Annotated in this window: 12 protein-coding genes; 1 reads left to right on the top strand and 11 read right to left on the bottom strand. The window is 46.0% G+C overall.

Annotation, left to right across the window (positions count from 1 at the left end):
• Positions 1 to 4: 4 nt before the first annotated feature.
• Entirely contained in the window at positions 5 to 496 is a 492-nt protein-coding gene (locus EKG38_RS06650) for an ATP-binding protein (protein WP_126519508.1), read from the bottom strand.
• Positions 496 to 1,272 (bottom strand): Sir2 family NAD+-dependent deacetylase, encoded by a 777-nt coding sequence (cobB, locus tag EKG38_RS06645; protein WP_126519507.1) that lies wholly within the window; start codon positions 1,270 to 1,272, stop codon positions 496 to 498. The genes EKG38_RS06650 and cobB overlap by 1 nt, the downstream gene beginning before the upstream one ends.
• Positions 1,273 to 1,856: 584 nt before the next feature.
• On the opposite strand from cobB, the gene fur reads away from it, so the two are divergent.
• A complete protein-coding gene (fur, locus tag EKG38_RS06640) occupies positions 1,857 to 2,288 on the top strand; it encodes a ferric iron uptake transcriptional regulator (RefSeq protein ID WP_126519506.1) in 432 nt (143 codons plus the stop codon).
• 175 nt (positions 2,289 to 2,463) lie between these two features.
• Here fur and EKG38_RS06635 read toward each other — a convergent pair whose 3' ends face one another.
• The 9 genes from EKG38_RS06635 to sdhC form a co-directional block, all read right to left on the bottom strand.
• Positions 2,464 to 3,390, bottom strand: a complete 927-nt coding sequence (locus EKG38_RS06635) for an AEC family transporter (protein ID WP_126519505.1) — start codon at positions 3,388 to 3,390, stop codon at positions 2,464 to 2,466.
• A gap of 139 nt (positions 3,391 to 3,529) precedes the next feature.
• On the bottom strand, positions 3,530 to 4,402 hold the full coding sequence (gene sucD / locus EKG38_RS06630; RefSeq protein WP_126519504.1) for a succinate--CoA ligase subunit alpha: 873 nt from the start codon (positions 4,400 to 4,402) through the stop codon (positions 3,530 to 3,532).
• Entirely contained in the window at positions 4,402 to 5,568 is a 1,167-nt protein-coding gene (gene sucC / locus EKG38_RS06625) for an ADP-forming succinate--CoA ligase subunit beta (protein WP_126519503.1), read from the bottom strand. Before sucC ends, sucD begins: the two co-directional genes overlap by 1 nt.
• A 113-nt stretch (positions 5,569 to 5,681) precedes the next feature.
• Entirely contained in the window at positions 5,682 to 6,875 is a 1,194-nt protein-coding gene (gene odhB / locus EKG38_RS06620; protein ID WP_126519502.1) for a 2-oxoglutarate dehydrogenase complex dihydrolipoyllysine-residue succinyltransferase, read from the bottom strand.
• 29 nt (positions 6,876 to 6,904) lie between these two features.
• Positions 6,905 to 9,727: a 2-oxoglutarate dehydrogenase E1 component gene (gene sucA, locus EKG38_RS06615; RefSeq protein ID WP_126519501.1), complete on the bottom strand. Its 2,823-nt coding sequence runs from the start codon at positions 9,725 to 9,727 to the stop codon at positions 6,905 to 6,907.
• A gap of 180 nt (positions 9,728 to 9,907) precedes the next feature.
• On the bottom strand, positions 9,908 to 10,615 hold the full coding sequence (locus EKG38_RS06610) for a succinate dehydrogenase iron-sulfur subunit (protein WP_126519500.1): 708 nt from the start codon (positions 10,613 to 10,615) through the stop codon (positions 9,908 to 9,910).
• A gap of 10 nt (positions 10,616 to 10,625) precedes the next feature.
• Positions 10,626 to 12,392 carry a succinate dehydrogenase flavoprotein subunit gene (gene sdhA / locus EKG38_RS06605; RefSeq protein WP_126519499.1) on the bottom strand — a complete coding sequence of 589 codons (1,767 nt, stop codon included), beginning with the start codon at positions 12,390 to 12,392 and terminating at the stop codon, positions 10,626 to 10,628.
• On the bottom strand, positions 12,393 to 12,740 hold the full coding sequence (gene sdhD, locus EKG38_RS06600) for a succinate dehydrogenase, hydrophobic membrane anchor protein (protein WP_126519498.1): 348 nt from the start codon (positions 12,738 to 12,740) through the stop codon (positions 12,393 to 12,395).
• A complete protein-coding gene (sdhC, locus tag EKG38_RS06595) occupies positions 12,734 to 13,129 on the bottom strand; it encodes a succinate dehydrogenase cytochrome b556 subunit (protein WP_086022450.1) in 396 nt (131 codons plus the stop codon). The genes sdhD and sdhC overlap by 7 nt, the downstream gene beginning before the upstream one ends.
• Positions 13,130 to 13,458: the final 329 nt, after the last annotated feature.

The following is a 13,458-nucleotide window of genomic DNA, read 5'->3' as shown; positions in this document are numbered from 1 at the left end:
TAACTTAAAACGCTTCGAACTGCCTCGCCATTCGCTTTATCTGCGCTAACGGCACACCATGGCCATTACGCTCGGCGCAGATGACTTGATGGGCTTCATCGAGAGGATCGCCTATCAACACATAGCGAACCCGATAACCCAGAGCTTCTGCCGACGCGTCGTAAGCCATCGACTCCCACCGGGCTAAGTTGGTATTGTCACAGATAACTATCGGCACAGAGACCGACAGGGCATGAATAAATCCGGTAAGATTTCGCTGGTGATACTCAGAGAGTCGCTTGCTATCAAACCGGTACTTTCCATCCCGGTAAAACTGACTATCGGTTGAAAAAAGCCCCGAGCGCCGAACCTTGTCCGCCACCTCAAGTGTTTGGCCGGAGATAAACTCATCAACCCAATGGGACTTACCGCTTCCGGGGAGCCCTCGCATGATGATGACAAGCTTTAAAGGCTCACTCGGCGCTATTGCTTGTGCATTACTGAAAGTGGGTTCCATTAGTTGGTATTATTTAAGAAAGCAGGAGTAGGCTTATCTTCCTGGTTACTAATTTCCTTGTTACTAATAATATTACCCGACAATATTTTTTCGACTAATTCAGGCAAGATGGCGCTGGCCTTACCCTGAAGATGATATTGAAACTGACTATGACGATCCGCTTCCACTAAGTTTACCTCAACGGTTTGTGCGCCATGATGGTTGGCCGTGTCTACAAAACCAGCCGCCGGATAGACTGAACCAGAGGTACCGATAGCAATAAAGAGGTCGCAGGTATCTAAAGCATGCTGGATTCTATCTAGCCCTATCGGCATCTCTCCAAACCACACGACATGTGGACGCAGCCTCTGGGCCGGAATACAACAGGTACAGGTATGCTCAGGGCCAAAAGGGTCACGCAGCAGAAACGTTTGTCTGGAGCGCGGACAACGTCCCTTGGAGAGTTCACCATGCATATGCAGCAAGCGGCGGGAGCCTGCCCGCTCATGGAGATCATCAATATTCTGGGTTACAACTAACAGGTCGCCATCAAATTCTTGCTCGAGACGGGCAAGGGCTGTGTGAGCTTTATTGGGTTCAACATCACCACCGTGGAGTTGCTTCCAGCGATTATTGTAAAAACCTTCGACCAACTCGGGATCTGCGGCATAGCCTTCCGGCGTAGCGACATCTTCAATTTTATGCTCTTCCCATAGCCCATCTTGATCCCTGAATGTTCTCAAGCCCGATTCAGCTGAAATTCCAGCTCCGGTTAATACCACTATCTGCCGATACATCTTCAGTCCTTATAATTATTGTCACATCAAATGGCTCACTCTCATCAAGCCTACCAACACTCAGGTCAAAAACAGATTAGACCCGTTAAGCACAATTGTTGATCTATCCCAGAGAACTCTTAACCCGATATGACGAAATCGCTTAGGTAGATAGGAACAATTTTGCCTAAAATTGTCTCTCCGGGATATTGGTCATTAGTATATACCCAAGCTACCTCAAGATGCTCGTTTCAGAGCTCCCGCAGGGCAAGGCGAGAAGCAACATTTTTCTACGTTATGAAATATTGAATGAGAATAACTAGTCCTACTATTTCATGTCTTGAACTCTGTCACTTCTCGACATGCTGAATTCTGCATTTTGAAGTGGTTTGGGTATAAAGCTAAGAATAACAATACAAAATGTAAGCTTAAAAAACAGTTTTAATCGCCATTATGAGGGTGTTTTATACAATTTATTTATTTAAGCCATCAGAATGCAAGATCAAAGGTTTATGTTTTCAATTTGTACACATATAATAGATTCCAGTATTCACAAATGAACCGATATTGGCTTGGCTAATGGTTCTGCAATCAAGAGATTAGTAATGACAGATGGAAATCTAGCGCTAAAGAAGGCGGGTTTGAAAGTTACCTTACCACGAGTCAAGATCCTAGAACTGATGCAAGGACCAGAAAATCAACACATCAGCGCAGAAGATCTGTATAAGACCTTACTCGATATAGGTGAAGAGATCGGTCTTGCAACCGTATACCGCGTGCTGAACCAGTTTGATGATGCAGGTATCGTGACGCGTCACCATTTTGAGAGTGGTAAGGCCGTATTTGAATTGGCATCACAGCATCACCATGATCATTTGGTTTGTCTGTCTTGTGGTAAAGTTATCGAGTTTTCAGACGATGTCATCGAATCTCGTCAAGATGAGATTGCCATGAAACACAATATTAAGCTGACCAACCATAGCTTATACCTCTATGGCGTTTGCACTAATGATGAGTGCGATCACGGCGACACCTGATACCAGACTTTAAGTCTTAGTCTGTGTCATCGAACTAATGGTTCAGGACTTAGGACCTTAAGATTTAGGATTTAGAATTAAAAACCAGCGTATGGCTGGTTTTTTTGTGTCTGAAATTTGAATTAACTATCATTAGGTAAAGCCTATCGCGGTTTCAACCTCTATGATCCAGTCCTCATAAAAGCACCCATAACCAAAAGCTAAAACTAAACACGCTAAGCACTGTAGACAAGACAACCGCGCTGCCCAGCGTCGATTGCTGCTGTTTCAGTTGAGTCGCAATCAAGTACGCATTCACGCCAAGTGGCGATGCACTCATTAACACCACAACTGCAACAAGCTGCGATTCCAAGTGTAATAAATATTTAGCGGACAGATATACCAAAGCAGGTAATATCAATAGCTTAAATATACTCGCTACGATTGAGGCTAGCCAGTCATCGGCAATTTTATAAACACTGAGATTAGCCCCCAAGACAAAGAGTGCACACGCTAATGCAGGCTGTGAGATAAGTGCCAGAGCAGCCATTAAATCCTCCGGTATCGGCAGAGCGATTGCGTTACAAAACAATCCTGAGGTGATACTCAATACTACAGGGTTCAATACCATCGACTTGGTAAAGTGTCGCCATGAGAATGCGCCACCAGCGTGTTTTGCCGAAAGCATAAAGGTTAATGAAAACAAGACGGCACTATGAAACGTGATGATGGCAAAGACACTCCCCATCATCTTTTCGCCCAGTGCCGCAATGATAATGGGCAGGCCAACCAGAACCGTATTTGAATAGCTGCAACCTAAGGCAAACACACCACTGCTTGCATCTGAGCCCCCTCTCCTGTCTAACAGGTAGCGGCTAAACAGGAAGCCTGTAAGATAAACAATCAGCACTGGCAGGTAAAATGCAGCCAAGACCTTTATATCGAAACTTTTACCCAATGGTGCCTGGTACATGTTTAAAAAAAGAAAAACAGGAATACTCAGGTTAAAGGCAAACTTACTAATCCCGCTGATTTGCGCCTTGGTGAAAAATTGAAAATGCGTAGCCCAATAACCCAAAGTCACCATAGACAACAGGGGAAAGATGATAGAAAAAATTGTCATCAAAAAGCCAAATAAGCAGTTAAAAACGGTATATTATGTTTCCTGATGAGTGCCGAGAGGCCCTATCAAGATTAAAAACATCTAGTGTTGAAGTAACAAAAAAGGCGCCAAAGGCGCCTTTTTTAACGAGTAATAAAGATTACCAACCCGTCTTAGTACGTAACGCTTTACCGATTTCAGCAAGTGAACGAACCGTAGTCACGCCTGCGGCTTCAAGAGCGGCAAACTTGTCTTCAGCCGTACCTTTACCGCCGGCGATAATCGCGCCAGCGTGGCCCATACGCTTACCTTCAGGTGCAGTAACACCGGCAATGTATGAAACAACAGGCTTAGTCACGTTAGCCTGGATATATTCAGCCGCTTCCTCTTCAGCAGTACCACCAATTTCACCAATCATTACGATAGCTTCGGTTAGCGGATCATTTTGGAACATCTCCAAAACGTCGATGAAGTTAGTACCGGGAATTGGGTCGCCACCGATACCAACACAAGTAGACTGACCAAAACCTTCATCGGTAGTCTGCTTAACCGCTTCATACGTAAGCGTACCAGAGCGAGAAACAATACCGACTTTACCAGGCTTATGGATGTGACCAGGCATGATACCAATCTTACACTCACCCGGTGTGATAACGCCCGGACAGTTAGGACCGATCATGCGAACGCCAGTCTCTTCAAGCTTAACTTTGACCTGAAGCATATCTAAGGTTGGGATCCCTTCGGTGATACAAACGATCAGCTCAATGCCACCGTCAATCGCTTCAAGAATCGCATCTTTACAAAATGGTGCCGGTACGTAGATAACTGATGCTGTTGCACCTGTTTCAGCTACGGCATCTTTCACAGTATTAAATACCGGAAGACCTAAGTGAACCTGACCGCCTTTCCCTGGTGATACACCACCGACCATCTGAGTACCATAATCGATAGCTTGCTCAGAGTGGAAAGTACCTTGACCGCCAGTGAAACCCTGACAGATAACTTTAGTATCTTTATTGATTAAGATAGACATTATTTGCCCTCCGCAGCTTTAACAACTTGCTCAGCTGCGTCAGTTAGACTTGTAGCTGCGATGATATCGAGATCTGAACTAGCCAATACTTCACGACCAAGATCGGCGTTAGTACCTTCAAGACGAACGACAACAGGAACAGTTACACCAACCTCTTTCACTGCGCCGATAATACCTTCAGCAATCATGTCACAACGAACGATGCCACCGAAGATGTTAACCAATACGGCTTTAACATTGTCATCTGACAAGATTATCTTGAATGCTTCAGCTACACGCTCTTTAGTCGCTCCGCCACCAACATCGAGGAAGTTAGCTGGCTTGCCACCATGTAGGTTTACGATGTCCATCGTACCCATAGCCAGGCCTGCACCGTTAACCATGCAACCCACGTTTCCGTCTAGTGCAACATAGTTAAGTTCAAACTTAGCCGCATGAGCTTCACGAGCATCATCTTGTGATGGATCGTGCATGTCACGGATCTTCTCTTGACGGAACAATGCATTACCATCGATACCAATCTTACCATCTAGACAGTGAATATTGCCTTCGTCAGTAATCACTAATGGGTTGATTTCAAGCAGTGCAAAATCATGATCTTCAAACATTTTCGCTAAACCCATAAAGACTTTAGTGAATTGCTTCATTTGAGTCGGGTTTAGACCTAGCTTGAATCCAAGATCTCGTGCCTGGTAAGGCTGAGGGCCCGTTAGAGGATCGATGATGGCTTTGTGAATAAGCTCTGGCGTTTCTTCAGCCACAGTCTCAATTTCAACACCACCTTCGGTAGACGCCATAAACACAACACGACGTGTTGAACGGTCTACAACTGCACCTAGGTACAATTCATTCGCAATGTCAGTACAGCTTTCGACTAAAATCTTAGCGACTGGCTGGCCTTTCTCATCAGTCTGGTAAGTAACTAAGTTCTTACCTAACCAATGTTCAGCAAATGCTCTGATCTCATCTTTAGAGCCTGTAACTTTAACGCCACCTGCTTTACCACGGCCGCCTGCGTGTACTTGACACTTAACAACCCACATATCTCCGCCAATACGGCCTGCCGCTTCAACTGCTTCTTGAGGTGTGTCACAAGCAAAACCTTCTGACACTGGTAAACCATATTCGGCAAATAGGGCTTTTGCCTGATACTCATGCAAATTCATGATGATCTATCCGTATACTTCTTATCAAATCCAACTGGCTCTTTTGGGGCCAGTAACGAGGGTATTACTCATTATCTCATTGAGATAATGAGTAGGGTGTCACTGCGCTATTATTATAAATCAAGCAGTAAACGAGTTGGGTCTTCGAGGAAGTCCTTAATGGCAACCAAGAATCCAACAGACTCACGACCATCGACAATACGGTGGTCATAAGATAGTGCCAGGTACATCATAGGCAGGATTTCAACCTGCCCATTGACTGCCATTGGGCGATCTTTAATGGCATGCATGCCTAAGATTGCGCTTTGTGGCAGGTTCAAAATAGGTGTCGACATGAGTGAGCCAAATACACCACCGTTAGTGATGGTGAAGTTGCCGCCGGTCATGTCGGCTACAGTTAGCTTACCGTCACGGCCTTTGATGGCTAATTCACGAACATTACGTTCGATATCGGCCAGGCTCATCGTATCTGTGTCACGAAGTACCGGGGTTACCAGGCCACGAGGCGTAGATACCGCGATGCTAACGTCGAAGTAGTTGTGGTACACCAAGTCATCGCCATCGATAGAGGCGTTAACTTCGGGGAAACGTTTCAGTGCTTCTGTCACCGCTTTTACGTAGAAAGACATAAAGCCTAAACGAATACCATGACGCTTCTCAAAGATCTCCTGGTACTGCTTACGGATATCCATGATTGGCTTCATGTTAACTTCGTTAAACGTCGTCAGCATAGCTGTCGAGTTTTTAGCTTCAAGCAGACGGTTAGCAATCGTCTTACGAAGACGCGTCATCGGAACACGCTTCTCGCTACGCTCAGCTAACGGTGCAACAGCCGCTGGTGCGCTTGCTGGAGCAGGAGCTGGCGTTGCTTTTGCGTTTTTAACGAAAGCTTCGACATCTTCTTTGGTTATACGATTACCAACACCCGTACCTTTAAGCTTGCCGGCATCAAGATTATGCTCGGCAATCAGGCGGCGTACCGATGGGCTTAGTGCGTCATTAGCATCTTCAGAAGCCTCCGGAGTCGCGGCTTCGGCTTCCGCTTTAGTCACTTCCTGCCCCGCTACGGCGCCGGCAACAAATTTAGCGATAACGGCTTCACCGAGGACGGTGTCCCCCTCTTCGGCTAAGAATTCCGCTATTTGACCATCTTCAGGGGCCACAACTTCGAGTACAACTTTATCCGTTTCGATATCAACCAAGTTTTGATCACGAGAAACTTGTTCACCAGCTTGAACGTGCCAAGTAGCAATAGTTGCATCGGCAACTGATTCTGGCAATACGGGTACCTTAATTTCGATACTCATGGGGAGCTATCCTTTTAAATTATCTATTACTACAGTTTTAATGCGCTATTAATCAAAGATTCTTGTTGCTGTGCATGCAATGCCGGGTAACCACAGGCTGGTGCAGCAGAAGCTTCACGTCCGGCGTAAGTTAACAGGGCACCCGCTGGAATTGAGCTCCAGAAGTGATGCTGACTACAGTACCAGGCACCTTGGTTTTGAGGCTCTTCCTGGCACCAGACAAAATCTTTGACGTGCTGATAATCGGCTAAAATCGTCTGCATATCGTCATGAGGGAACGGATATAACTGCTCCACACGAACAAGGGCGACATTAGTCACATTCTCTTTGCGACGCTTTTCTAATAGTTCGAAGTAAACTTTACCACTACAGAAAACCACACGGTCAACGTTTGCATGATCTAAGCTTTCCATCTCAGGGATGATGTTCTGGAAGGAGCCTTCGGCAAGCTCTTCCATGCTAGATACTGCCAATGGATGACGTAGCAGTGACTTAGGAGACATCACAACCAATGGACGACGCATAGGTCTGACAACCTGACGACGCAGCATATGGTAAACCTGCGCCGGAGTAGAAGGCACACAGACTTGCATGTTGTGATTAGCACAAAGCTGAAGGAATCGCTCTAGTCGAGCACTCGAGTGCTCCGGGCCCTGACCTTCGTAGCCATGAGGCAGTAACATCGTCAGACCACATAATCGGCCCCACTTCTGCTCACCCGATGACAGGAACTGATCGATAACCACTTGAGCACAGTTGGCAAAGTCACCAAATTGCGCTTCCCAAAGTGTTAATCCACCTGGCTCGGCGGTAGCGTAACCATATTCGAACGCCAATACAGAGGCTTCTGACAAGACTGAATCTGTAATATCGATGGGACCCTGATCATCGGTAATGTTGCGAAGTGGCAAATATGCCGTCGCATCATTTTGATTATGCAGAACCGCATGACGGTGGAAGAAGGTACCACGACCAGAATCCTGACCGGTAATACGAATACGTTTCTTATCTTCAACAATCGACGCGTAAGCCAAAGTCTCGGCAAAACCCCAATCGAGGAGTTTTTCACCATTAGCCATTAATGCTCGATCTTTGTAGATCTTGGCTACACGGGACTGAAGCTTATGACCTTCAGGAACATAGCTGATCTTCTCGGCTAAATTCTTGATTCTCGCCATCGACATCTGAGCCGGATAATCTTCATCCCACTCTCTGTTGATATAGGGAGACCAGTCAACCGAATGCAATGTCATCGGACGCCATTCAGACACGACACAATCACCGTGATCCAGCGCATCTCGATAATCGTTGACCATAGAGGTGACGTCATCGGCACCTAAGGTCTGCTCGGCAATCAATCGATCGGCATAAATTTTACGAGGCGTAGGATGCTTCTTAATTTTTGCGTACATCAATGGCTGAGTCGCACTGGGCTCATCCGCTTCGTTATGACCATGGCGGCGGTAACAAACCAGATCGATAACCACATCACGCTTAAATTCGTTTCGATAATCGACGGCAAGCTGAGAGATGAAGGCAACCGCTTCTGGATCGTCGGCATTAACGTGGAAGATAGGTGCCTGCACCATCTTAGCGATATCGGTACAGTATTCGGTCGAACGCACATCTTCGGTCAAGTTAGTCGTAAAACCAACTTGGTTATTAATCACGATACGAATGCTTCCGCCTACCTTGAAGCCACGTGTTTGAGACATGTTAAATGTCTCTTGCACTATGCCTTGACCGGTAATGGCAGAGTCACCATGAATAGTGATAGGTAATACTTTAAGCCCTTCTTCACAACCGTGGCGATCGAGTCGAGCGCGAACTGAGCCCATAACAACCGGGTTGACGATCTCCAGGTGAGATGGGTTAAACGCCAATGCAAGGTGAACATTTCCGCCCGGCGTTTCAAAGTCTGATGAGAAACCCTGGTGGTATTTAACATCGCCTGAACCATTAAGTTCATCGCTGTGTTTACCCGCAAATTCATCAAACAATTCTGAAGGCTTTTTACCTAACACGTTGATAAGTAAGTTGAGTCGACCTCGGTGAGCCATACCCACAACCACTTCTTTCGTTCCGGCTTCACCTGCGCGATAGATAATCTCTCGCATCATAGGCACTAACGCATCGCCACCTTCCAGTGAGAAACGTTTGGCACCAGGGAACTTAGCCCCCAGATACTTCTCCATACCTTCGGCGGCATTTAAGCCGGATAAGATACGTGTTTTAACGGATTTGTCGTAATGAGCTCTACCTAAAGAAGGTTCTAACCTTTGCTGTATCCAGCGTTTCTCATCGGTATCGGTAATGTGCATGTATTCAGCACCGATAGAGCCACAATATGTCGCTTTAAGGGCTTTAACAAGTTCGCCAAGCTGCATGGTGTCACCACCATGAGCAAATGAACCAGTATTGAATTCACGCAGCATATCTTCGCCAGTTAAACCATGGAAGGCTGGATCCAGTTCAGAGACCTGATCACGCTTCCAAAGCTCCAGAGGATCTAAATTAGCATTCTGGTGACCACGGAATCGATGAGCGTTGATCATCTGTAGGACTTTAACTTGCTTAGCATCAACTTCCGGATCTGTCACTCGGGCTGAGCCCTTCTGACGACCTTCGAGGGCTAAACTACGAAAATAATCACGTACTTTAGAGTGAGCTGCTTCCGGCACATCTTTCGACGCGCCGTTCGAGTAAGGGAGGTTATCAAACACCACTTGCCAGTCTTGGGAAACAGACTGAGGGTCTTCTTGATAGGCTTCATACATCTCTTCTACATAGGACGAATTAGCACCACTTAGATGTGATGATTCGAGCCAGGCTTTCATGATGCCTTGGTGCATTTCTATTCCTTTCAAACTTTATACACTGTATTAGCCAAAGTCTTAAATGTGCACTCTTTGAGTTCGTCCAAGAAGTACACAATCATACGGTAATTCCTTTACATAAAAGAGCCACTTCTCAAATGAGAAGTGACTCAGTCCGAGCTATATTATTATTGCTGTTAGCTCTATGTCCTGCATTTACACTGCTCTCTTCAGCAACATAGACTTGATATGTCCGATTGCTTTCGTTGGATTAAGGCCTTTAGGGCAGACATCCACACAATTCATGATGCCGTGACAACGGAATACGCTGTACGCATCATCGAGTTCAGACAAACGCTCTTCAGTTGCTGTATCACGGCTATCGATCAAGAAGCGATAGGCGTGCAATAAGCCGCTTGGTCCGACAAATTTATCAGGGTTCCACCAGAAAGATGGGCAAGCGGTCGAACAACAAGCACACATGATACATTCATATAAACCATCTAAATGTTCACGCTGTTCAGGTGATTGCAGATGTTCACGCGCAGGCGCTTTTTCATCGTTAATCAGGTAAGGCTTGATCTTCTCATACTGCTTGTAGAACTGTGATAAGTCTACAATAACATCACGAACAACGGGCATTCCCGGCAGTGGTCTGATCTCTAGTTTTTTACCTTTAAAAGTAGAGATTGGCGTGATACAAGCCAGACCATTCTTACCATTCATATTCAAGCCATCGGACCCACACACACCTTCACGGCATGAACGGCGAAAAGCTAACGTTGGATCTTGCTCTTTTAGAAGAATCAAGGCATCAAGGACCATCATATCGGTACCTTCAGCCACTTCTAATGTGTAATCCTTCATGTAAGGCTTAGCGTCTACATCAGGATTATAGCGATAAACTGCGATATTCAAATTCATCTCAATTTCCTTAGTAAGTACGCTTAATCGGCGGGAATGCATCACGAAGCTTAGGCTCCATGTTTACAGGTCGTCGATCCATCTCTTCGGTTGCAGGGTCAAACAGGCTGTGACACAACCAGTTCTCATCATCACGGTCCAGATAATCTTCACGTGAGTGCGCACCACGACTCTCGGTACGATAGTTTGCCGCATAGGCCGTAGCTATCGCCGTTGACATCAGGTTGTCTAACTCTAAACACTCAATACGCTGAGTATTGAACTCGGTTGAGTTATCAGACAGTTTCGCATTGTCCAAACGCTTACGGATTGCTTTAAGCTCTTTCAAGCCTTCAGCCATCGCGTCGCCCCTACGGAATACTGAAAAGTTAAGCTGCATACAAAGCTGCAGATCTTTACGGATTTGAACAGGATCTTCACCGTCCTTATTGCCTTCCCAACGATTGAGACGCTCAAGGGATTTAGCGATGTCAGCCTCTGTCGCATCGCTTGGTGTTGCAGTCTCATCTAAGGCTTTACCTAAGTGTTGACCCGCAGCGCGACCAAATACAACCAAATCGAGTAGTGAATTACCACCCAGACGGTTAGCGCCGTGTACAGATACACAGGCAATCTCACCGACGGCGAATAGACCAATAACGTCACTTTCAGTGCCATCTGTATTCTTACGTATCACCTGACCGCTAACTTTAGCCGGTAGGCCACCCATCATATAGTGACAAGTCGGAAGTACTGGAATAGGACCATCGGCTGGATCGATATGGGCGAACGTACGAGACAGTTCACACACACCCGGAAGACGCGCTTCGAGCGTTTCTTTACCCAGATGATCGAGCTTAAGGAGACAGTGTGGGCCTAATGGGCCATCGAGACCACGACCTTCACGAATTTCAGTCATCATCGAACGTGCAACCACGTCACGAGATGCTAAATCTTTCGCATTAGGTGCATAACGCTCCATGAAACGCTCGCCGTCTTTGTTCAGCAGGTATCCGCCTTCACCACGACAACCTTCAGTCACAAGTACACCAGAGCCAGCGATGCCAGTTGGGTGGAACTGCCACATCTCCATGTCTTGCATCTGCACGCCTGCGCGCATCGCCATGCCAACACCATCACCGGTATTAATATGAGCATTTGTGGTAGACGCGAAGATACGCCCTGCACCACCGGTAGCAAGTACCGTCGCCTTAGCTTTGAAGTAAACAATTTCACCGCTTTCGATATCGATTGCAGTACAACCGACGATAGCGCCATCTTCGTTTTTCACTAAGTCCAGTGCATACCACTCTGAGTAGACTTCAGTCTTGTGCTTAACATTTTGCTGGTAAAGACAGTGTAGGAGCGCATGACCTGTACGGTCAGCCGCTGCTGCGGTACGTGCAGCCTGTTCACCACCAAAGTTTCTAGATTGACCGCCGAAAGGACGTTGGTAAATGGTACCATTTTCGAAGCGAGAGAAAGGCAGACCCATCTGCTCGAGTTCGATAACCGCTTCAGGACCGGTTTTACACATAAATTCAATGGCTTCTTGATCACCGATAAAATCGGAACCTTTAACCGTATCGTACATGTGTTGTTCCCAATGATCTTCATGGGCGTTACCTAACGCAACGGTAATACCGCCCTGCGCAGATACCGTATGAGAACGTGTCGGGAATACTTTTGATAACAGCGCACAGCTCTTACCTTCTTTAGAAATCTGTAATGCGGCTCGCATACCCGCGCCACCAGCGCCGATAACAATTGCATCAAATTCGCGAACTGGAATACTCACTTAAACACCCCACACTATCAAAATGCCTGCCGCCAAATAAGAGAAGGCCGCTACGACAAAAACAAACTGAAGTACACCACGTAGAGCCAGTGGCTTGACATAATCGGTCAGTACCTGCCAGATGCCAATCCACGAGTGAATTAACACTGAGACCAGGGCTAGCAAGGTAAAGACTTTCATCGACAATGCGCTGAATAAGCCATGCCATGCGTCGTAAGTCAGTGGAGAGCTACACGCAACGAATCCAACCAGAAAGATGGTGTAACAGGCTAGGATAATTGCACTTGCACGTATAAGAATAAAGTCATGGACACCGCTGCGACCAAGACTTGCTGCGTTAGTTACCATACCCAAATCCCCACTATGATTGAAAACACGATTGACAGTGCAAACGCGGCCTTTGCTGAAGCGATGCCAGAGGCCAACTCTTCCCAGCGTCCGGTATCCATTATTAGATGGCGAACGCCAACAATAAGGTGATAACCGAGAGCGGTAAGAATTCCCCATATGACAAACTTAACCAACAAATTATCAAAAAGAGATTGTGTCGCTGCGAAACTCTCTGGTGATGCTAAAGATTCATTTAACAACCAGATTAGAATACCGACAGCAAACAGCATGATGACACCGGATACACGGTGAAGAATGGACGCAATCGCTGTTGCAGGGAAGCGAATGGTCTGCAGATCTAAATGGACAGGTCTTTGCTTTTTCACGTTCTGCTCACTCTGCTCTATTGAGCTATATTTTTGTTATACGAAACGCTTTCGTTCAATTTTCAACCGTGACACAGGTCACGATCAAGGTCTGCGCAAAAGAAAAGTTTAAACAAACATTTAACAATTTAGATCTTACTAATTAAGCATGTAAAAAAGTATTAACTAAATAGTAATGAATGCAGCTCTGTAGAGCCGGAGCAAGTATACAAGGGGCAAATGTCAAATACAAACATCACATTATGCAAATTTTGTTTTTTTGGTAAAAAAATCTGCCAAGCTGCTGTTCTAGCATGGGGTTTGAGCAAAATAAGACCATGGTCTAACGAATTTAAACACTTATTTAAATT

This window comes from Shewanella canadensis (assembly GCF_003966225.1).
Taxonomy (GTDB): Bacteria; Pseudomonadota; Gammaproteobacteria; order Enterobacterales; family Shewanellaceae; genus Shewanella; species Shewanella canadensis.
This window is presented reverse-complemented; position numbering and strand designations above follow the sequence as displayed.